This window comes from Bradyrhizobium sp. NAS96.2, assembly GCF_001908235.1.
Taxonomy (GTDB): domain Bacteria; phylum Pseudomonadota; class Alphaproteobacteria; order Rhizobiales; family Xanthobacteraceae; genus Bradyrhizobium.
In genome coordinates this window covers 1-21,901 of record NZ_LGHK01000149.1, presented here as the reverse complement: position 1 = coordinate 21,901, position 21,901 = coordinate 1, and the positions used below count along the sequence as shown (strand labels likewise).

At 60.2% G+C, this 21,901-nt stretch carries 18 protein-coding genes; 9 read left to right on the top strand and 9 right to left on the bottom strand.

Annotated features, from left to right (window positions below):
- Positions 1–418 precede the first annotated feature (418 nt).
- Complete coding sequence (locus tag AC628_RS28635; protein ID WP_349510136.1) at positions 419–724, top strand: GTP 3',8-cyclase MoaA family protein; 306 nt, start codon at positions 419–421, stop codon at positions 722–724.
- Positions 725–1,645: 921 nt separating this feature from the next.
- Positions 1,646–1,843 carry a hypothetical protein gene (locus tag AC628_RS28630; protein ID WP_074130126.1) on the top strand — a complete coding sequence of 66 codons (198 nt, stop codon included), beginning with the start codon at positions 1,646–1,648 and terminating at the stop codon, positions 1,841–1,843.
- A gap of 346 nt (positions 1,844–2,189) precedes the next feature.
- Here the strand turns inward: AC628_RS28630 and AC628_RS28625 are convergent, their stop codons facing one another.
- The 3 genes from AC628_RS28625 to AC628_RS28615 form a co-directional block, all read right to left on the bottom strand.
- On the bottom strand, positions 2,190–2,669 hold the full coding sequence (locus AC628_RS28625) for a Crp/Fnr family transcriptional regulator (RefSeq protein ID WP_074130125.1): 480 nt from the start codon (positions 2,667–2,669) through the stop codon (positions 2,190–2,192).
- 966 nt (positions 2,670–3,635) lie between these two features.
- Positions 3,636–3,866: a Blp family class II bacteriocin gene (locus AC628_RS28620; RefSeq protein ID WP_074130124.1), complete on the bottom strand. Its 231-nt coding sequence runs from the start codon at positions 3,864–3,866 to the stop codon at positions 3,636–3,638.
- 206 nt (positions 3,867–4,072) lie between these two features.
- Entirely contained in the window at positions 4,073–4,600 is a 528-nt protein-coding gene (locus tag AC628_RS28615) for a hypothetical protein (protein WP_245321369.1), read from the bottom strand.
- A 106-nt stretch (positions 4,601–4,706) separates the two neighbouring features.
- Here AC628_RS28615 and AC628_RS28610 point away from each other — a divergent pair, with 106 nt between their 5' ends.
- The 3 genes from AC628_RS28610 to AC628_RS28600 are packed head-to-tail and all read left to right on the top strand — an operon-like array spanning position 4,707 to position 11,096.
- Positions 4,707–6,017 carry an NHLP bacteriocin system secretion protein gene (locus AC628_RS28610; protein ID WP_074130123.1) on the top strand — a complete coding sequence of 437 codons (1,311 nt, stop codon included), beginning with the start codon at positions 4,707–4,709 and terminating at the stop codon, positions 6,015–6,017.
- Complete coding sequence (locus tag AC628_RS28605; RefSeq protein ID WP_083633178.1) at positions 6,010–8,211, top strand: NHLP family bacteriocin export ABC transporter peptidase/permease/ATPase subunit; 2,202 nt, start codon at positions 6,010–6,012, stop codon at positions 8,209–8,211. The genes AC628_RS28610 and AC628_RS28605 overlap by 8 nt, the downstream gene beginning before the upstream one ends.
- Positions 8,208–11,096, top strand: coding sequence for an NHLP bacteriocin export ABC transporter permease/ATPase subunit (locus AC628_RS28600; RefSeq protein ID WP_074130122.1), 2,889 nt, complete (start codon positions 8,208–8,210; stop codon positions 11,094–11,096). Before AC628_RS28605 ends, AC628_RS28600 begins: the two co-directional genes overlap by 4 nt.
- 259 nt (positions 11,097–11,355) lie before the next feature.
- Here the strand turns inward: AC628_RS28600 and AC628_RS44280 are convergent, their stop codons facing one another.
- Entirely contained in the window at positions 11,356–11,529 is a 174-nt protein-coding gene (locus AC628_RS44280; RefSeq protein WP_157863303.1) for a hypothetical protein, read from the bottom strand.
- Positions 11,530–11,962: 433 nt separating this feature from the next.
- On the opposite strand from AC628_RS44280, the gene AC628_RS28595 reads away from it, so the two are divergent.
- The 4 genes from AC628_RS28595 to AC628_RS28580 all read left to right on the top strand — a co-directional run bounded on the left by AC628_RS28595 (position 11,963) and on the right by AC628_RS28580 (position 15,928).
- Positions 11,963–13,177, top strand: coding sequence for a fimbria/pilus outer membrane usher protein (locus AC628_RS28595; RefSeq protein WP_168193470.1), 1,215 nt, complete (start codon positions 11,963–11,965; stop codon positions 13,175–13,177).
- A 470-nt stretch (positions 13,178–13,647) separates the two neighbouring features.
- Positions 13,648–14,973 carry a TadE/TadG family type IV pilus assembly protein gene (locus tag AC628_RS28590; RefSeq protein WP_083633177.1) on the top strand — a complete coding sequence of 442 codons (1,326 nt, stop codon included), beginning with the start codon at positions 13,648–13,650 and terminating at the stop codon, positions 14,971–14,973.
- On the top strand, positions 14,970–15,548 hold the full coding sequence (locus tag AC628_RS28585) for a TadE/TadG family type IV pilus assembly protein (RefSeq protein WP_074130119.1): 579 nt from the start codon (positions 14,970–14,972) through the stop codon (positions 15,546–15,548). The genes AC628_RS28590 and AC628_RS28585 overlap by 4 nt, the downstream gene beginning before the upstream one ends.
- A gap of 2 nt (positions 15,549–15,550) precedes the next feature.
- Positions 15,551–15,928 (top strand): TadE/TadG family type IV pilus assembly protein, encoded by a 378-nt coding sequence (locus AC628_RS28580; protein ID WP_074130118.1) that lies wholly within the window; start codon positions 15,551–15,553, stop codon positions 15,926–15,928.
- Between the two features lie 203 nt (positions 15,929–16,131).
- On the opposite strand, the gene AC628_RS45880 is transcribed toward AC628_RS28580, so the two are convergent.
- The 5 genes from AC628_RS45880 to AC628_RS44275 all read right to left on the bottom strand — a co-directional run.
- Positions 16,132–16,266: a hypothetical protein gene (locus AC628_RS45880; protein ID WP_283806721.1), complete on the bottom strand. Its 135-nt coding sequence runs from the start codon at positions 16,264–16,266 to the stop codon at positions 16,132–16,134.
- A gap of 173 nt (positions 16,267–16,439) precedes the next feature.
- Positions 16,440–16,628: a hypothetical protein gene (locus AC628_RS28575; RefSeq protein ID WP_074130117.1), complete on the bottom strand. Its 189-nt coding sequence runs from the start codon at positions 16,626–16,628 to the stop codon at positions 16,440–16,442.
- A 128-nt stretch (positions 16,629–16,756) separates the two neighbouring features.
- Complete coding sequence (locus AC628_RS28570; RefSeq protein WP_083633175.1) at positions 16,757–18,127, bottom strand: HlyD family type I secretion periplasmic adaptor subunit; 1,371 nt, start codon at positions 18,125–18,127, stop codon at positions 16,757–16,759.
- Positions 18,128–18,135: 8 nt separating this feature from the next.
- On the bottom strand, positions 18,136–19,848 hold the full coding sequence (locus AC628_RS28565) for a type I secretion system permease/ATPase (RefSeq protein WP_074130116.1): 1,713 nt from the start codon (positions 19,846–19,848) through the stop codon (positions 18,136–18,138).
- Positions 19,849–20,065: 217 nt separating this feature from the next.
- Positions 20,066–21,901 (bottom strand): beta strand repeat-containing protein (locus AC628_RS44275; protein ID WP_245321368.1); only part of this gene is annotated, 1,836 nt, incomplete at its 5' end.

The window sequence follows — 21,901 nt, the reverse complement described above, 5'->3', positions numbered from 1 at the left end:
CCCTTCCGTTCGGATCCGGCGTGATCAAGAGATAGAGACCGCCGCCGGTCGCGTCAGAGATTTTGGTAGCTCGCCACGCACCCTTCTCAAACTTCGGCTTGGCGGCGCGGCAGTCGACGTTGGTCCTGATCTGCTCGGGATTGGCGTACTCGCCTTTGTCGCGTGCCATCTGCTCTGTTTCGTTCTGAATATCGGAATTCTACCGAGAACGTTTGTTCTTCCGATACCAACAAAAATACCAACAAATCGGTCGGCTGGAGGCGGCGGAGAACAAGCAGTGACGGACACCGATGTACGCAGAAGCACCTGTTTTTCAAGGGGTTTTGCCTGCCAGACGAACGACATCGAACACCTTCGAACAGGCTAATTTTTTACGCCTGAGGTAATCGTGGCCTTGCGAGGCAGCACCGAGATGGAGGTGGATGGCCTGATCCGCTTCGCTCACGATCGCGACATGACCTTGACATTCATCGAGACCATGCCGCTCGGCGACGTCGGCGTGGACCGTATCGATCAGTACCTTTCGCTCGATCAATTACGCAAGCTGATAGAAAGCCGCTGGACGTTGAGCGATCTCCCGTTTCGTACGGGAGGTCCGGCCCGATATGCTCGCGTCTCCGAGACGGGCGGCATGATCGGTTTCATTGCGCCGCTCACGCATAATTTTTGCGAAGATTGCAACCGGGTAAGGGTGACCGCGTCCGAATCGCCGCAGAGAGCATGACTCCCAACGGCGCTTTCCGAGGGCAGCAAGCACCGAGGCCGGATTTGGACACGGAACTCACGGATGCAGAGTCACTGGCTTAGCCGGGTGGAAGGTAGCCGCCCGGTTTTAGATCCTTCACCATCGCAAGATTCTTGTCGATAGCCGCCAGCAGCTTGTCGAACGCATTTCCAGGAACACTGACCGGGCTCGAAGGCTTACCCCCCCGAAACTGCTCCCAGCTCGTCGGCTGACAGTTCACGAATGCTCGTCAACTTCATCTGCTTTCCTCCTGTTGCCGGCGGCTACATTGCCACCTGGTGCAGGATGGATACGAACTCCAAGCGACGGTTGCTGTGACTTGCGTCACATGCGTAAAATCGACGCTGACCACTGGCGCTCATTTGGGGCGGCTCGTCTACCGAACGAATGATCGAGCCTCGCTAACGGCGGCTCAAGATCGGACCGACGCACCTCGTCAGGCCATCTCGCCGCGTCCAGCTCGACGTTGTGAGAGCACTGACGGTTTTTTTGAGAAAACAGCGATGTGCGTTGCGCGCGCTGTATCCGCCAGGAACGATGATTTCACCGCCAGTCGGCGCCCTCGCCTGCGCAAGGTTACCGAGACGTTTTGACAGCTGACTGATCGTTGGCCGGCAACCGGAGGCTGAAGCAGTGCCCACCAGACTTGCATCAGAAACGACCTCGCCCATGTGTAGGAAACGCGACCAGACGCAAAGTGACGGCGTCATAGTGGAGGACCTGTCCTATCGGTCCGATCAAAGCTCCCTTTGGCGCACCAGACCTCCGCCTTCTTGCGCCACTTCTACGCTAGCTTGCGACGACGAAGAACCGTGGCCTTAGTCACGGTGAAAAAGGATCTCAGCTGTCATGCTCGCAACTCGATGAACGCGGTGTTCATCACAGCAAGGGAGTCCGAATATGATCGACGAATTGAATGACGCCGAGCTCGATCTCGTCAGCGGCGGTCTGCAGGACGGCTACCAGTTCTGCCCGAATGGACCGGCAGGAACCGGTGTGTATCCGTCATATGTAAATTGCGATGGGCTTACAAATCGACAGGTTTACGGCGCCTTCTTCGACGGCTTCAACAAGACATCAGGCCAGCCGCCTGTTTGAACGATGCGCCCACCTTTGCTGACGGCTTGGCGCGCGCGGCCGTGAACCAGCCTAATGCAATGGCCGTCTCGGCAGTCTCGGTGCGCGGCCTAGTCTTTTTGTCGTCGCCAGCAGCCTCGGATCGGTGAACTGCAACCGGCAGCCTGGGCGCACCAGAGAATCCCGCCGGCCAAACCAGCGGGCTTCTCCACGACTATGGTCTCGGTAAGATGCGTCCGCTACGTCGCGAGATCCACCATTTTCGTGCATCGAAACGTGCGCATCGCGGACATTGCAAGCCACAGCGCTTGGAAGCCACGTCAAGACTCTTGGGTCCGATTTTCCGAGCGGCTCTCAGGGCTGTTAGCTATTGCTCTGCCTGATGCACCAACAGCTCGGCAATTCGATCATCGGCGCGGCGGAGCCTCCGACACAGTTCGCGACTGATATTTTGCATCACGAGGACATACGCGCGGATGTCCGCCTTACAATACATGTAGAGGTTTCGAGCCGTGAGCTCGTACAAGACGGTTGGGCTTTGCGCGGTGACGGTGGCCGATCGATTTTGCATTTCGATGAGCGTCATCTCGCCAAAAAAATCCCCGGCCTCAAGACCTGCCATCCGAATCGAGCGCCCAGAATGCCCAAGCCTGCTCACGACGAGCTCGCCGGAGTGAACGATAAACATTGAACGCCCCGGCTCTCCTTCCGCTACGATCGTGGCGCCGACGCCGAAGCGGCGCTCGACGAGCATTGAGATCAGCAGATCGAGGCTTGTATCTGACAGCCCTCCGAAGAAAGGCGTGGCGAGCAGGAAAGCTTTCAATTCGGGAGAGCTGACAGCCATCGCGCCACTATACTGCCGCTCCCAGCGGCAGCAAGCCCGGCGGTCCGAGTGAATACAGGGTCCGCTCGTTCCGGTGAACCGGCGCCCCTCGTCTCGCCGGCGCGATCGCGCCGAGGAGCTTCGCTGTGCCGGTTCGTGCGCGATCAGAGCCGGCATCGTTCAGAGTACCGGCTCTGACGCGCACCTACTGCTTGATCACGCCGGAAACGGCCCGAACGGACCACCCGTAGGAAAGGTAGGTCCGGTGCTGGTCGGGAGCCGCGGACCACGCCCGATCGTCGGAGAAACATAAATGACCCCTCCATGACCGTCGGAAACCGGGATTCCGAAGCAACCGCCGGTCACGGATTCAAATTCCTCGTCCGACAGCGGACGGACCGTCTGATGCTCATTCTGGTATGCACTCATCAAAGTCTCCATCTGTCTAAGGTGAACGGATGATCGTTGTCATCCGGGTGCAGCTTGCCGCGTCGACGCGCAGTCCGCTGTGATCTTGATCACACAGCTCATCCAGGCGATGCAGACCCGCACTTTCCACGGGAGATCGTCGATGTTCTTGCCGATTGAGGCACAGCGATGAAGGGAGCAGATCGACATGCCGCACTGCCGCTAAAGCTAATGCGAGGTTCTCGTTTCCGAGACCTCGCATCCATTGATCCCTTTCCGGTAGCCCAAGGCACGAACCAGGTCGGAGCTAGCTCCGAACGGGTCCTCCCGGTGAGGTGGGAATGTGAAGTTGGCTCAAAAGCCAATTTATGAAATCGGAAACAGCCGAACCGCCGGCTCCGCTATTGCTGCGGCTTCCACCGCAGGCGGAATCGAGTTCGTCAGCCGTCAACTCCCGAGTTTTCTGCATGGTGCGCTCTCTCATCTGTTGGGCTTGTGCCGCTAGAGATCATGCTCGCCGCCAAAGCGAAACCCATGATGCGGACTCGCACAGGATCTCGCTTTGGTCGGACGGCATGCTCAAAACAGCTGGCTGATACAGTACCCGATCCCGCCGAGGAGACCGCCGCCAATGGCACCGGGTACGGCGCCGATGCCGCCAACGGCCGCGCCACCCATGCCGCCGGTCACTCCTCCGCCCAACAGCGACTTGGCGAAATCTCCCCAGCTCCATTTGCCGCCGGCCACCGCGTCGAGTTCGTCGATGGAAAGCTCGCGAGTGGCTGCATTGTCGTTGATGCTATGCGTCATCTCAGTCCTCCTTGCTGTGTTCATGGTGCGGGACCACCCCGCAACCAGAGTGCAGCATGTCTCAGTTGTCCGGAGGTCTCCGTGAGGATTGTCACTGAGCTGCACCATACCGCGATCAAGCCGGCTGATCTGAGCCGCGCGGGTTCCAAGGGTGAGGCGAACGTTGCGGCAGATCCCGCATTCGACGTCGGCAAACGCGTGGCGCCTTACAGGCGATCGCGAATGGAGTTCAGGATGCCAGTCGTTGCATCGATGACCCTCAATGCCTCCTGTGCTTTTCCGAACCCCACCGGATTTTTGTTGCATTGCTCGGACAACTGAACCAGCCGCTTTCTTTCGCCGGTCAGAATGACGTTGGTTTTATCGACCGCAAACTTGACGACACCTCGCAGCGAATTGTCGTCACCGACGTCGGTCAAATCCTTCTCCATCGTGATCAGATATTCGTAGCTGGCGAGTTCGTCGGAAATCTGCAGAAGCTCGCGGATCGTGGAGTTGACACAGACGATGTCCCCGTTCGGCACGTCCGAGCGCTTGGCGGTCTCGACGAGATCAGTCATCAGATTCGAAAACAACGGCTTCAAGCTTTCCGCCTGCTTGCGATCGCTCTCGGAAAGTACACCAGCCCGTGACACAGGGGACCATAGCAGACCCAGCGCTACACTCATGACGAGCACGGCTTGCCGCGCGTGCGCTGCAAAAAACCGCGTTGCCCTGCCGCTCAGCGTGTGCATTCGAAGCTTGCCACCGATTTCGCGCCGGCCATTGTTGTGACCACGTCTGATCTATGCGAAGATGCCGGCATATTCATTCAATCAATTCAGTCCTTTGCGTGCTGATATGTCGACCTCGGAAACGCTCGGACAACCGCAGAATAGGAGTGCGACCTCCGAGCCGCAACGGGCATTTCGGGCGACGGCACTCGACCGCGCGGCCTCTCCTGAACAGCTTGACCAGCTCGTCGTCATCACCAGGCCTGCCGACTGGATTATCACGGTCGTTTTCCTCGTTGTGGTGGTGGCCGCGGTCGTGTGGGGCATTTTCGGGCGCGTGCCCACCCGCGTCTCCGGCGAGGGAATCCTGATCAGCAATGGTGGCAAGGTGGTCGACGCGGTCTCGGCCGCTGCCGGCCGGCTGCAGTCCGTTGCCGTCACGGTCGGCGACCACGTCGACCTTGGTCAGCCGATCGCCCAGATCGTTCAGACTGACATTGAGCAGAAGCACAAGGCGGCGGTCGAAGTATTCAGGGAGCGCCAGCGCGAATATACCGACCTCAAATCGAAGGTCGCAGCCGAGCTCGCCGCCAAGAGCCAGAATTTCGAGAAACTCGAAGCCGCACTCGAACAAGTCATCAAGGCGACCGGCCAGCGCGTCGATTATCTGTCGGTCGACGTCAAGAACCTCGAGGGGCTGCTCGCGAAGGGTTACACAACGCGACGTGCTCTGGAGGACCGGCGGCAGGAACTGAGCGATGCGCAGCAACGCCGCCTCGACGCGCAGAACGAGATTCTCAAGCTCAGGGCGCAGAAGACAGACCTGGAGACACAGCGAGAACGCGACGTTCAGCAATCCGAATTCACCCTGAACGAAGCGCGCCGGCAAGTGAATGCAGCCGCGGAGCAGTTAAGCCAGAATACGCAGGTCCTCAGTCCGATGGAAGGCCGTGTCCTCGAAGTGAAGATCTCTCCCGGCTCGGTGCTCACGGTCGGGATGCCCGTGGTCCAGATCGAAAGCGAAGGCAGCAAGCTGCAGGCCGTCGTCTATATCCCGGCCGAACATGGCAAGCAGATCAAGCCGGGGATGGCGGTTCATCTCGAGCCGAGCACCGTCAAGCGCGAAGAGTTCGGCATGATGATGGGTACGGTCTTGAGCGTCTCTGACTTCCCGATGACTCCTCAAGGCATCAGCGCAGCACTGCACAATGAAAGCCTGGTATCCCGCTTCTCTCACAATGGCGCGCCATATGCCGCTGAGGTGACGCTTCAGGAGGATGAGTCCACCGCGACGGGTTATCGCTGGGCCGTGGGCAAGGGGCCCGCCACTCATTTGACGAGCGGGACGCTGGCGCGCGCCGAAATCACAACCCGGCGACAACGGCCACTCGACCTGGTGATCCCCTTGATCAGGCACCTCACGGGAATTGATGGATAAGCCCTCTCCTACGTCGGCAAACGCGCGGCACGGTCGCCTGTCAGGACTGCTGCGCAAGAAGGTGAAGCGGACCCCCGTCGTCCTGCAGATGGAGGCGGTCGAATGCGGCGCTGCGGTGCTCGCGATCGTTCTCGCCTATCACGGCGCCTGGATTCCCCTGGAGCAGCTCCGCATTGCTTGCGGCGTATCGCGCGACGGCAGCAAGGCAAGCAATATTGTCAGGGCAGCGCGGCGCTATGGCCTTGTTGCAAGAGGATATAGTGTCGAGCCGTCCGCGCTGGTCCAGCTCCCGACGCCCTGTATCATCCACTGGAACTTCAATCATTTTGTAGTCCTGGAGGGTATCAAGGGCAGGAACGCCTATATCAACGATCCTGCGAGCGGCCGCAGACGCATCAGCATGGCCGAGCTCGATCTTGCCTTCACCGGGGTGGTGTTGGTCTTCGAGCGCGGCGAAGAGTTCAAAACGGTCGGCAGCAAGCCCAACGGGATCGGGCTGCTGCTGGGAGAGTTGCGTCACTCAAGGGCGGCGGTTGTCCTGCTGGTGATCGTGAGCATCGTGCTTGTCATTCCCAACATCCTTGCCGCAGGCTTTTCCAAGATTTTTGTCGATAACATCCTGATTCAGCACAGCGATAGCTGGCTCATGCCACTCCTGATCGGAATGGCGTTAACGGCAACTTGTCGCGGGGTGATGGTCGCGGTTCGTCAGTCGGTGGCGTTACGGCTGCAGGCAAAGCTCTCTGTCGTCATGACCAGCCGCTTCCTCTGGCGTGTGATGGCGCTGCCTTTGGAATTCTTTACCCAGCGCCATGCCGGGGACGTCGCCAGCCGCGTCGCATCGAACGAGCAAATCGCGCGCCTCTTGTCCGGCGGCATTGCGATGAACGCACTCAGCTTGACGTCGGTGCTTCTCTTTGCCGGCGCGATGGCGGTCTATGACGTCAGCCTGACGGTGCTGTGCATCGCGATCGCCTTCCTGAACCTTCTCCTGCTTCGCCTGATTGGGGCGCGACGGCAGGAGCTCAGCTACCGGCTCGCGGTTGAACGGGGCAAGCTCCTGGGCGCCACGGTGGGCCTGGTGCGCACCATCGAAACCATCAAGGCAAGCGGCCTGGAAGATGATGCGTTTGGCAAATGGGCGGGCCTCCAGGCCAACAATCTGAACGCCGAACAGAAGCTCGGTGCATCGGCCATCATCCTCGACATGGTGCCGACGCTGCTCTCCGGGTTGATGACCGCTGCGATCCTGGGGCTCGGTGGTTTGAGGGTGATCGAAGGCTCGCTGACACTTGGCAGCCTGGTTGCATTCCAATCCCTGGCGGCGAACTTCTCGGAACCATTCGAGAATCTTGTCAACTATTTCGGCGGCCTGCAGACGATCAAGGGAGCGCTCGAACGGCTCGAGGACATTCGCAAGTACCCACTCCGGCCCGCGCCGCCCAGCAACCTCGTCGATAGCGTTCCACCAAAGCTTGCTGGCAGGGTCGAGCTTCGCAACATCAGCTTCGGCTATTCGGTTCTGGAACCGCCATTGCTGGCCGACCTGTCGCTGGCGATCCCCGCGGGATCGCGCGTGGCGCTTGTCGGCGTCTCCGGTAGCGGAAAATCGACGCTCGGCAAATTGATCTGCGGGCTGTACGAGCCGTGGGCGGGAGAAATTCTCTTCGATCAATGGAAGCTGGCGGACCTTCCACCCCAGGAATTCGCAAATTCCGTCTCCTATGTAGATCAGGACATATTTCTGTTCGAGGGGACCGCGCGCGACAATCTGACCCTTTGGGATTCGACGGTGGATGAGCGCGACTTGATCGCCGCCGCGAAGGACGCATTGATCCATCACGACCTGGCAACGCGTCCCGGAAACTACGACTGCCACATCAATGAGGGCGGAGGCAACTTTAGCGGAGGGCAGCGCCAACGTATCGAGATCGCTCGGGCGCTGGTCTGCAATCCGTCGATTCTCGTCCTGGACGAAGCAATGGCGGCCCTCGATCCGATCACGGAAAAAGTCATCGACGACAACCTGCGACGCCGAGGCTGCACTTGCATCATTATCGCGCATCGCCTGAGCACAGTGCGCGATTGCGACGAAATCATCGTACTGGAGCATGGCCGGATCGTGGAACGCGGCACCCACGAACAGCTTGTCGCGCTCCAGGGCGCCTACGCAAGGCTCGTGACAAGCGAATGAGTAACGCCGTTACCAAAGATGAGTTTGTGAACATGAGGCCAGTTGCTGCCTCCCCCGCTCGCCGCACGGCGATCGACCCGCGGCATCCCGTTCTCCTCAACGAACGTGATCACGCGCTGGAGGTGAGTGCCGGTCATATCGATATCTTCGCGGTGGAGACAGATGGCGTCCGACATCATCTGCTGAGGTGTGAAATTGGTGAAGTGATACTGGACCTGCACACGGCTTGTGAACGGTCAGCGATACGGCTGCAGATCGTCGCAGTCGGGGGCCCTGACGCGGAAATCACCACAGTCCCCCGAAACGAGATCGCCACGGACCGCATGTCCGGCTGGATCGCCCGGCTGTCCTCGCTCACGGCCGGCTCGGCCCGATCGGACGACGCTTCCGAATTGATCGGTGGCGAAACGAGACAACTGCGTGCGGGCGAACGTTGCCGCGGCCCGAAGCGAAGCATCGCGTGGGCCCGCATCGAAGCAGGAAGCGTGAAGGTACTGGATCTCGCCCCCGAACTCGAGGCCGGGGGTCCCTTCATTCCGCTCACAGCGGAGACTTCGCTGGAAGCCGGCGAGATCGGCGCCAGGATCATCACAGAGCCGACCGCACCTGAACCATCTCTGGTCTGGCCGGCCCTCGACCGCTTCCATGTCGTGATTGTCGCCAGTCTGGAGCGGTGGCTCCGAGATGAAAGGTCGTCCGAACGGCAGCAGCTCGCCCGGCGAGCCGAGCTGACCCGTGCGCGGACGCTGGATGCCCTCGAGCGCCTGTCCGAAGTGGTCACGGCCCCAACCGGTCGCGCGCAGGTCGAGCTGGATTCCGGTGACCTCCTGCTCGACAGTTGCCGCCTCGTCGCCGACGCATTGGGAAGCTCCATCACTCACGCAAGCCGAACGCATCCCGCGGGCCAGAGATTCAGCGACATTCTACAGATCGCGCGTGCATCGCGATTACGAATTCGTCGCGTCCAGTTGCGCGATCGCTGGTGGAGATCCGATGCCGGCCCCCTGCTGGGGTGGCATGGGCCCGAAGGCGACCCGGTTGCTCTGATCCGCGACCGGCGCGGTGGGTACACGATGATCGATCCGAAGCAGGGATGGCGGCGACCGGTCAATAGCTCGGTTGCAAGCGCTCTCGCACCGGAAGCTGTCAGCTTCTACAAAACCCTGCCCGCGCACCCGCTTCGCTATCGTGATCTGCTGTCATTCGCAAGCGGAGGCCTCTCCGCCAGCGTGGTTCGCATGGTCCTCGCGATCATCGCCATCGGGTTGCTGTCGCTGATACCGCCGCTGGTAACAAATCTGCTGGTCAATTCCGTGATCCCACGCACGGAGATCGACCAGCTCGTCGTTTGTGCGGCGGCGCTCTCCGTCACCGCGATTGCGATGGCGGGACTGCAAGGCATGCAGGGACTGGTCACCATCCGGCTTGAAGGCCAGCTCGACTACAAGCTTCAGGCCGCCCTCATCGATCGCCTGCTCAGGTTACCGGCGTCGCTGTTTCGCGACTACACGACCGGAGATTTGGTCGACCGTTCGATGGGCATAGAAGCGACGCGCCAGATCGTGACCGGACGAACCTTGCGAGGCTTTACATCGGCCCTGTTCGGGATTTTCAGCATTGGGTTGATGTTCTATTATGACGTCCGGCTCGGCAGCATCGCGCTCCTGCTAATCGCGCTCCGGGCGGCCGCGATCGTCGCAACCAGCGCCGTGCGAACTTACTACGAAAACAAGCACTTCAATCTGCAAGGCAAGGTCAGCGGCTTTGTGCTGCAACTGATCGCTGGCGTCAGCAAGCTTCGCGTGGCGAACGCCGCAAGTCGCGCACTGGCGCGATGGTCGGGACAATTCGCTGCTCAGAAGCGCTACTTCATCGCCTCGCAGCGAGCGGCCAACGTTCTGGTCGTCTTCGAGACGGCCTTCCCTCTTCTGGCCACGTTGATCATTTTTGCGATCGCCTCGCGCACCAATAGTCAGCTCCTGGCCAATCTCGGCGCCTTTCTCGGTTTCCTCGCCGCGTTCGGCCAGACCACGGCGGCGATCGGCAACTTTGCCTCGAGCATGAGCGAATCGCTGGTAGTCATCCCCCATCTGGCCAGGATGAAGCCGATTCTCTCCGCTGCCGCCGAGATCGCGGAAGATCGACGGCCGGCGGGCGAGCTCGCAGGCGAGATCGAGTTCTCTGGCGTCACCTTCCGCTATATCGAGGATGGACCGATCATCCTTGACGGCATCACCCTACACGTTTCGAGGGGGGAGTATGTGGCGATTGTCGGTCCTTCAGGAAGCGGAAAATCATCGCTGTTGCGATTGCTGCTGGACTTCGAACGACCGGAGGCCGGGACGATCTTCTATGACGGCAAGGCGCTGAACACGATCGAGACCAATGACGTGCGACGCCAGCTTGGGGTTGTGCTGCAAGACACGAAGCTGGCAACAGGCAGTCTGTACGAAAATATTTGCGGCGGCGTCGACCTGACGCTGGACAAGGCCTGGGAGGCCGCGCGGCTGGCGGCGCTCGACGCCGATATTCGGCAGATGCCGATGGGTATGCACACGCTCGTTGCGGAAGGCATCAATACGCTCTCGGGCGGACAGCGCCAGAGGGTCCTCATTGCCCGTGCGCTGGCACGTTCGCCACGCATCCTGCTTTTTGACGAGGCAACGAGCGCGCTCGACAACCAGACGCAGGCGATCGTCGGCGCGTCGCTGGAACGGCTGAACGTCACGCGGATTGTTATTGCACATCGGTTGAGCACAATCCGCCACGCGGATCGAATCGTGATGCTGGTCGGTGGCAAGATCGTGCAGTCGGGAAGCTATGACGAGCTGACAAGCGGAACTGGCCCATTCGCGGAGTTCGCGCGGAGACAGCTCGTCGCCTAGCGGCTGGCCGATCTGTCTCTCTTCTCCCTTAACGCAGTCTCTACATTCAGTGCTATGACCTGACGGCTGCGAGCCCAGAGAATGTCGGACATGTCTTCACGTGGTCCCGACCCGAGCGCCATGCAGCGAACCGGGCAGACTGGATTCGGGAAAGCGTGATGCGCAGCAGCTTGCTGCGCAATCGGTGCGCAGCAAGCTTTGATTAAGTATGCCGCGTCGTCCATCGGCGATCGCGTGACAACGCGGATTCCAGCGAAGATCAGAAGGGCCAAATTGATTTGACGATGCCCTCCACCGCGCCGATGACCTGCTTGATTCCGCGAACGAGGCCGTGACCACCGTTACCCGTACCGGTACCGTTGCCATCACCATCCGCACCGCCGACAACACGATCGAGGGCTTCCATCGACATTTCATGGTCGAATTTGTTCATAGCCATTCTCCTGTTTCCGGGAGGGGCCATCCCCTCAAGCCGTGATCACAGGCATACAAGGTCATCAGGGTGGTCGCTGTGATCCGCGTCACGCTTCGGAAGCGCGCGGTTGCCGCTTCGAACATCAGCAATCAAGCGGCCGACGTTATGAACAACCCATGACGCGAATGCCGCGTACGGGGCTCGAAAGGTATCGACTCCGAGCCCGCCGGCCGGTGTTGGTGGTTTTTGATGGGGCGATAAATACCGATAGTTCGATCAGGCTTCGCTAAGCTTTTGCTCATTCAAAGTTTACCCAAATTTGATGTTTTGTTCACGACGACCCGCTTATCCGAACCGGAAAGGCACAACCGGCCACCAGAACGGGTCGTTTGAAGAACGCCTGGGAAGCTCGCGGACCGGCCTAGAACGCGACCCGCAAGGTTCTCGATCATTGTTGAAAGATTCGCATGCGCTACAACGGTGGGAAGCGACAAGTCAGGCAGGCTGCGCGAATCCGAGCGGGCAGGCAAAGAGGCACCGTCAATCTCCTGGTACGACAGTCGATCCCGGCGTTTTTTCGCGGCCGCGAGATCAGCCGGCCAGAGGTCTCCTGGGCGTTCCGCGCCGAAGCCGGCAAACTGACCGTCGTAACCCGCAATGCCGGCGACGAGCGGCTACGTACCGGCTCGTCGATAGAAGGGGCTCCGCAGTTGTGTCCATCGCAGCACTACTCGGCATGATCCTCTGTGCCGGGCGGGCTCGCGCGGGCGAAAACCAGACCAATCTGCAACTCGACGTCGTGATCAACTCGGTGCCTGCCCGAATGATCGGATCGTTCGTCCGGTTTGATAACGGTCGCATCGGGGGAACGCTGGAAGAACTTGAAAGTCTGGGCCTGCGTCCCGTCCGGCCGCATCGACCGGACGAGATCATCGCGCTCGATGATATCCCGACCCTGAAGTATCGATACGAGGAGAGAACGCAGCGGATATTCATCATCGTCGACGAGACGGGGCGCAAGCCGCAGGTCCTTGACGCAGGCGGCTCCAGGGGCAACCTGCCTAGGGCGCAGGCCGATCCTGGCGCGGTGCTGAATTATGATCTGCTGACTTCAACCAGCAACATCTCGACCTCGAGATCGATCGGGCTCGCCAACACATCGCTTTTGCTCGATGCCCGCGCGTTTTCGCCTTACGGCACTGCCGAACAGTCGGCGATCATCCGCAGCGGTCCGCAGCAGCCTGCGCTGGCGACAAGGCTGAATTCGTCTTTCCAGTATTCCGACCAGAACCGGATGATCAGCTACGTCGCGGGGGACACGATCAGCGGCGGGCTCGCCTGGTCGCGTCCGGTCAGGATCGGCGGCTTGCAGGCCCAACGCGATTTCGCGCTGCGGCCCGATCTCATTACCGCGCCGCTCGCGACAATCGGCGGCAGCGCGGCGGTGCCGTCAACCGTCGACGTCTACGTCAACAACATCAGGACATTTTCTCAGGACGTCGCGTCCGGCCCTTTCAGCGTGAACAACGTTCCGCTGATTTCCGGCGCCGGCACGACGCAACTCGTGGTGCGGGATTCGGCAGGTCGCGAAACCCGGACGTCGGCGCCGTTTTATGCGAACGCGAGCCTGCTTGCGCCCGGGCTGAGCAGCGCTCCGTCGCCTTGATGGCGCAGGCCGCGCTCGCCACCGCCTGCGCGATCTGATCCGGAACACCGCCGCGACATTCCGAGCGCGCCGTTCAGGTTGCCCTGTTGCCAGCTCGGACGCTGGCCCCGCCTCCTGCTCGATGGCCTGGCGAGCGGCCCTGCAACAGGCCAGCCGGATGCGGCACGAGAGTTGACCTCGATCCGTAAGACTACGGGGTCTGACCAGAGCTAGTTTGAATCGCCTGAGAGCGGCCGCCTTTCCGCGGCCTACGATACCTCCGTTAACCCTTGGCTTTTCACCACGTCCGCGGCCCGTAGTTCCTACGGAATTGAGGAAGATCTAGCAAACAAACCTGAATTCACCTCAGATTCTGAGCGCAATTGAAGAGCCGTTGCATCTCTTGTTCCGGGAAAAATAGGCATTCTCTTAATGGATTTGTGTCACGGGTGGACGATTGATTTGTGCTTTCCGGTCCTCGTGAATGATCAATGAGGATTGTCGTGACCGTTTGTTCGATGTTTTTTCATGTCTGCCGTCTGCGCTCGGATCAGCGCGGCGCCGTCAACGTGATCATGGGTGTCCTGCTCGTTCCTCTGATCGGAGCCCTAGGGATCGGCTTCGAGGTTTCGAACTGGTCCATGAGGACGCGCGGCATGCAAAACGCGGCCGATGCGGCCGCCCTTGCCGCTGCGACCAACAACGGCTCAAACTACGATGTCGAGGCCAAGGCGGTTGCGGCGCGATATGGATTTCTAGATGGTGCCGGCAACATCAGCGTCACCGTTTCCAACTCGGCAGCATGTCCAGGCGGCGGCAACACCTGCTATAGCGCGACTATTTCGGGGTATGTGCCGCTGTATTTGTCGCAGGTTGTCGGATACAGGGGTGACGCAACATTAAATGGTGGCCCAGCAAAGCAGATCGGCGCCGCATCGGTTGCAAAACGGCCGAGCGCGCCGACGGACTTTTGTTTGCTGGCGCTTGGATCTCAAGGGATCCGGTCCAACGGCGCACCGAAGGCGAGCATGGCCTGCAACGCGATGTCGAATACGGGGTCGACATGCAACGGCGGCAATCTCGGGGCACCGATCGGCGCGGCACACAACACCAATAACGGCTGCGGGGTGACGCAGTATTCGAATGTGCCCGCGGTCTCCGATAGCTATGCCGCCCTCGCCAGCAAAATTCCACCCGATCCCTGCAGCTCTTATCCGCAGGAGCCAACCAAAAAGAAAGATCCGGCGTTACCGGCCAGCAACCGATGGTCCGGATCCCAGTCGCTCGGCGGTACATTCGTGGTCTGTGGTGACCTCCAACTCACTGGAAATGTCTCCATCGACGCCCCGGCGGGGGCGGTGCTGGTCATCGAGAACGGGCAATTGGACACCAACGGCTACGCGTTTACGACGACCAAGGGTACCGGACTCACGGTGGTCTTCTCCGGCGATAATTCGGGTTCGTACACCCATGGTCCCACCGGGGGAGGCACGCTCGACATCGCCGCACCGGCATCCGGAACCTGGTCGGGCGTCGCCATCTATCAGGATCCGAAGCTGACCAGCGGCGTGGATATATCGGCAGCCGGCAATAGCCCTGCATGGGACATCACCGGCCTCGTCTATCTGCCGAATTCGAGCGTCACGTTGAGCGGCGCCGTGAACAAGGCCGGGTTCGGAAAATCTTGCTTTGCGATGGTCGTCAAGGACATCACCGTGAACGGGACAGGGATGATCCTGCCGAATGGCGAATGTATCCCCGCGGGATTGTCGATGCCCTCGACGACGATACCTGGCAGAGCGACGTTGGTCTTATGAAACCTGGGCTCCCGAGCTGGCTGAATTCGTCCCGCAAAGCTGCGTTGGGTTTCGCTCATCGGACGAAGGCAATCGCCGCCGACCAGCGCGGCGTCGCCGCGGTCGAATTCGGTCTTTTCGTGATCATCCTCGCGCTCGCGCTGGCGAACGTCACCGACGTATCGTTCTACATCTACCAGCGAATGCAGGTAGAGAACGCCACCCAGGCGGCCGGCCAAGCCGCCTGGAAGAGCTGCGATCCATCCCATCTGCCGGCAACGACGAATTGCCCCGGGCTATCAACGGCCATGCAGAATGCCCTGCAGAGCACGTCCCTGGGAACGCGCGTCTCAATGATCTCGGGGTCGCCGTCGGAAGGGTATTACTGCATCAATTCGTCGAACGCGCTGCAGTACGTCAGCGACGTCACGTCAAAGCCTGCTGATTGCTCTGCCGCCGGCATGCCAACCTTGCAGCCTGGTGATTACATCGTTGTGCAAACAACGTTTACCTACACACCATTATTTCCGGGCCTCAGTATCGCCAGCGGTCTCCCGACTCCCCTCACCGGAACCGCAATGATCAGATTAGGCTAACCGTGCGAAAGCTCTTGAAAACTTTGCGGCTCAATCAAGCAGGAACGACAGCGGTCGAATTCGCTCTTATTGCGCCCATTCTGATCGCACTCCTTGTCGGCACCATCACTCTATGCGTCGGCCTCTTTCTGATTGGCAGCCTCCACTTTGCCGTAGAAGACGGCGCCAGGTGTGCATCAGTCAAGACCACCGTCTGCTCGGATGCCGCGACAACGGTTGCCTACACCAAGAGCCGGTATTTCGGCCCAGATGTATCACCCACCTTCACCTATACCGCTGCTGCATGCGGCAATTCGGTCAGCGCGTCGGTCAACTATTCAATGAATGTGGGCTCCAGGACATTGGTGATTCCGCTCTCGGCGACGGCCTGCTTTCCCTGAGATTGAATCGTTCCGACGTCGCCGGTTAGTATCTAACAAGCGCATGCTCCCGCTTGGACGCGTTGCGTCCGTGCAAGGCCGGGCCTACTCGCCTGAGCGGCGCCGGATGATGGCCCGCCCCGGCCTAATCTAGAATTCTCCGAATCCCCCAACCCTGGCGCAGACAGGCTGGAGCTGGTGCGTGTGTTGGCGCGCCGTGCGTATCAAATGCGAAATGAGTGCCTGATCTGCCTGAGCATAGCCAGCGTCGCGTCAGTGTAGCGACCATGCGTGAGATACTGGTCTACTTGCGATGCTCCCAGCACCACCAATGCGGCTACCGCGAAGCCCTTGATCATAATGGGCCTCCCCTACGAAAGAGACCGCCAACCGGGCTGTCAGAGTTTCACGTTGTATCGAACCTTCGCTGTCGCTGATCGCGACCTACCTACAATAGCGAATGCTGGCCGAAAACGGTAACCAGAGCCTTAAGGCGAGCGTAGAGCAGAACGTGCTCTTCAACGTAGCTGTCTCATCGAACCTGATTGGCTAGCTTGCGCCAGTGGTAGCCACGCTTTTCGACGTCCTCCCGAATTCCTTCGCTCACCGATCGCACGGTGCGCTTCTTTTTGCGCCAGTTTCCGCCTAACTTCGAAGGGATGGGAAGCCCATGCCGGATCACCAGCAGATCGTTTTTCCCGCCCAAATATACGTCATACATGAGAGCGCCCTGTTGCAGGGAGCAGCATAGACCTGCATAGCAGCCTTATTGGTGGCGCGGGTGCAACAGCGACTTCAAAACAATTGGGCGCCAGCGAACCAGACTGGCCTCAAGGGATGGCCCAAGATTCACTTCTGCCGGAACGCGTGATTGAACGACATCACGAGCGGCCCCACGATATAATCAAACGCGGTTCGCTGAACCGTCGGGATCATCACCGTTGCCGGCATTCCCGGATAAAGGTGAATGTTGGGCATGCCAGCCAGTTCGGTCTGGTCGATCCGAACAAAGGCCGTGTAATACGGATTGTTGGTCTTGGGATCCGTCAAGCGGTCCGCCGAGACCAGAATGACGTCGCCATGAATGATCGGCACGATACGCTGCTTGTAGGCCGTTAGGTGGACTTCGGCGCGCGTATTCGGATGCACGTCGCTGATATCTTCGACCGCCACCTGCGCCTCGATTGTCAACGAATCCTCATCGGGCACGATGTCCAGGATTTTATCGCCGCGCTGGATCACCCCGCCGACGGAGAACACATTGAGTCCGACCACGCGTCCGGTATAGGGAGCGCGAATTTCCATCCGGCTCAGCACAGCCTTGGCATTCATCGCCTTTGGGATGACCTCCAGGAGCTTGGCTTGCGTGTCGCGCAAGTCCTTTGTGACGTCGGTCATCCGGTCATTGTCGAATTGGGCAATCTGCTGCTCCTGCTCCGCAATCGCCTGGCGTGCCTTCGCGATGTTGGCGGTTGCATCGGCAATCTGGCCTTCGAGGCCGTACGCCGTCCGCTCCAGCTGCAGGATGCGCGGACGGGCGATCAATCCCCGATCGACGAGCGGTGCAATGTCTTTGGCCTCCTTGCGCACTGAGGTGATCTGATCGGTGAACGATTTCACCTGCGCTTCCGAGCCAACGATCTGGGACCCTAGCTGATTGATCTTTTCGCGGACGACGCTTCTTTGCCCTTCGAGCGATGCCCGGCGGGTGTCAAACTGACTGAGCTGCCCGTTCCAGACGCTCTTGAAATAGGGATCGTCAGAGCGTGCCTTCAGATCCGGCGGCATGACAAGTTGGGAGCCGTGGTCAAGCTCGGTCAGCAGCCGGACTTCCGTAGCGCGTAGCACGGCATATTGCTGCGTCAGCACCTCATGCTCCGCGCGAGCCTGGGTCTCGTCGAGGACGATCAGCAAGTCGCCTGCGAGCACCCTGTCGCCTTCCCTGACGTGCAATGCCTTGACAATACCGCCATCGAGGTGCTGGAGGCTCTTGCGGTTGCCATCGACCTTCACGACCGCATTGGCAACCACCGCCCCATTGAGCGGCGCGGTGACCGCCCAGGTGCCGAGACCGAAAAAGAAAACCGCGATGATCAACCAGCCCGCCAAAGCAATGTTGCGAATGGAATCGCTTGGCGTTCCATTCTTGTTGGCGGGTTCTGTACGCTGTGGAACCGCGCCGGGACGGATCGACAGGTCTGCGAGATCAAGCAATGACATGACGTCTCCTAGCCCGTCGCCCCTCGAACGGCCGGTACCGGCACGGGACGTGTTAGACGCGACAGGACTTCATGGCGTGCACCAAACATCTCGACGACGCCCTCACGCAACACCAGGACTTTGTCGACCACTCCGATCGTTGCGGGTCGATGCGAAATGATGACTACCGTCGTTCCGCGCTTTTTTAGCTCCGTGATGCACTCTGCAAGCGCGGCGTCGCCTTCCGAATCGAGGTTCGAACTTGGCTCATCGAGCACAACGAGGCTCGGGTTGCCGTAAGCTGCGCGCGCAAGGGCGATACGCTGCCGAATGCCTCCGGACAGGACCGCGCCACCCTCCCCGACCTGGGTGTCATAACCGTCGGGCAGCCGCAGGATCATGTCATGCACACCAGCCATCTTGGCCGCCGAAATAATCTCCGCGTCCGCTTTCCGATCGAACCGGCAGATATTGGCCGCGATGCTGTCGGCAAACAGTTCGATATCTTGCGGAAGGTAGCCAAGATGCTGGCCGAGGGACGACCTGATCCAGGTCGAAACATCGGATCCGTCGAGGCGAACGGCCCCCGCCGACGGGGCCTGAACGCCAACGATATGGCGCGCCAGCGTGGATTTCCCAGCGCCCGAGGGGCCGATAATCCCAAGGACTTCACCCGCGGCAATCTGGAACGTAACTCCCCGCAGAATAGGCTTCGATGTGCCAGGCGCGGCAAAGGACAGCGCTTCGACAGAAAGGTGGCCTTCCGGTCGCGGCAGCATCAGTTCTGATTGACGCTGCGGATTCGCGGCCAACAGCTCCCGCACCCGCAAGAATGCGCCCCGGGCCGAGACGAGGCTGCGCCATGATCCGACGATCTGTTCGATCGGTTGCAACGCACGGCCAAGCAGGATGCTGGCGGCGAACATCGCACCGGCGGTGGTGAGCCGCTCGATCACAAGATAGGCGCCAACACCGAGAATCAAGGACTGCATCGAAAGCCGAAGGAACCGAATCATGCTCTGCATCGTCGCTGCGCGATCGCTCGCGGCGACCTGGCGCTCGATCATCAGGTCGCGGTCCCTGCTCCAGCGCTTCAGAAGGCCCGCGGTCATCCCCATTGCGCGCACCACTTCGGTGTTGCGCAGGCTCATCTCGGTGAAACCGTAATTTCGATTTGCCGCCTCGCCGGATTCGGAGAGCGGAGGTTTGACAATCCACTCATTGAGAAAGGCCATCAGCACCAGAATGATCGAGCATCCCAGCGCAAATGCCCCCAGGAGCGGGTGCAGAGCGAAAATCACCGCGATGTAGATCGGCGCCCATGGCAGATCGAAGATCGCGTGAATTCCGGATCCGGTGATGAATTGGCGGAACGTATCGAAATCGCGCAACAGCTGGCTGCGCGCACCGCCGATTTTTGCCGAATGGTCGATGATGGCCGTCATCACCCGTGGCGCGATCCTCCGATCGAGGCGGATGCTGGTGCGCGCCAGGACGCGTGCGCGCACCGCATCGAGGCCTGCGAGCGCCATGAACGCCAGCAACAGCGCAAGCGTCAGCATGAGCAGGGTGATCTCACTGGCGCTCGAGATCACGCGGTCATAGACCTGCAGCATGTACAGCGGACCGGCCAAATAGAGCAGATTAATGGCCAGGCTGAACACGGCCGCAGTGACGAAATAGCCGTGGCAGGCTTGCAGCGACTGCCGGAATTCGTCCGCTTTTTTACGGGGAATACTCACGCGGAAATTGGCCGGAGCCACCTTCTAAACATGATCGCTGGCTGCCCCTGGGCAGCAGTCGACAGATTCAAATAAATCAATCATCCAATCCCCCCATTTAGCATGGCCAACGGCCGCGTTGATAGCCGCCGCCGGCGCAAATCCCGCAGGAGGGTAAACTTACGGGGCGGCTTCCCTCCAGACAGCTCTGGCCCACGAGCGAACGCGTTCACGCCGTTCAGGCGATGTGGTGCGGATCATAGGTGATCAACGTGCCGTTCGTGGTGTCAGCCTTCTCGGCAAAGCCATTCGGATCGTATTGCCCGAGCAGGACGATATTGGCCGTATGAGCGCCATCCGTCACCGTCAGAGTGCCGCCAGTCCCCGCCTGGTTCTCGGTAAAGCTAACCGTGGTACCAGCACCAAAGCTGACGCCCTTGATGTCGATGTCGTCATTGCCATCGACGCCGCCTACCGTGCCGGAGAAGTGGAAAGCATCATCCAGGATCAGGTGGCCGGCGGCGGTCGTATCGAAGGTGACGCCTGCTGCCGAGGCTGCCTGGAACTCGATGGTGCCGGCCCCGCTGATCAGGGCGTTGCCATTGCCGGTGACCTCGCCCTCTGCGGTGACGGAGCCGCCATTGGCCCAGATCAGGCCGCTGTTGGCCACTGCACTGGCAAGCACCAGCCCACCCGTACCGGTTGCCTCCAAGGTGCCGGCATTGGCGATCACGTTGGCGCCGGTGTCGATCACCAGGGCGTGGGTCCCGGTGGCATCGATGATGCCCTCGTTGCTCAGCGTCAGGCTACCCTGCCCGATCTGGCCGGCACCCGAGATCACGTTGTCGACGTTATCGAGCGTGACGTTCGAGGCCGTGCCGGCGATGACGTTGTGGTCGTCGTCGGACAAGACCACCTGGCCACCGCCATTGAGCGTGATGCCGGTCTGGATCAGCTGGAGCAGCGTGTCGTCGCCTGAGGCCTGCAACTCGATCGTTCCCGTGTTGTGGATGATGCCCGACAGCGGCAGCATCGCGCCGTCCCCGATTGTCATCGCGCCTGGGTTCTCTGTCGTTGGCGTGACATCGAACTCGAAGTTCGCCGCGGTCAAGTCCGCCGCATGCACGCCGTCCAGGGTGATCGTCTGGCCGTCGGCCAGTGTGATCACTGCGTTGCCGTTGGCGTCATCGGCGGTGTGGGTCTGGACGTCCGCGAAGCTCTGCCAGCCGTAGCTGATCAGGTCGATCACGTCGGACGACACCTCGAAGCTGTGCACCACGTCGTTGCCGATCGGCTGGGAGAACACGAAGGTGTCGTGGCCGCTCGAGCCGGTTAGCGTGTCGTCGCCCGACCACGCAAAGATGGGGGAGCCGGGGGCGTAAGCTTCAATATTGTCTGGCGTCAGCAATTGGTGAGTAGCTCCGGCTCCATCGGTTTGCATGCTGTAAACGTCAAGCAGAACGGCTCCCACAAAACCGGCAGCCGGTGTAACAGTCAGAGCGGCGACATTCGCGTTCGCAACAGTCCAGCTTCCGTCAGCGTTGTGGATCCCTGAGTTAAAGGTCCAGTCAGTGGGTACATTTTGGATCGTTACAACCTGCCCAGATTGAGTGGATGAGACTAGGCCGAGATTAATATCGTACCCGGCAACCCCCGCTGGAGCTGTCACCGGGCCAATTGTTGCCCCCTGATTTCCAGCAGAATCGACCGCGTAAGCCTCAACCTTATCTCCGTTACCCAGTCCTCCAGGAACAGTGAAACTCCAATTGGTGGAAGAACTGCCGTCAACTGAGACGGAAGTTGTCCCCTTGTCAGTGTATGTTGAGCCACCGTTCGTACTCACAAGCACATGGACTGTGACTGTTCCGGCAAAATTGTCGCTCACCGAACCGGATGCCTTGTTGTTGTTGTGAGCTGCTTGCAGCCCTGACACGGAGGGTCCGGTCGTATCAATCGTAACCGCATAGCCAGATGAAGCCGCGCCAGTATTGCCGGCCGCGTCCGTCGCCTTGGCCGTGATCGTGTGCGCTCCCTGGGTCAGCGCCGATGTCGTGATGCTGAACGCCCCCGAGCC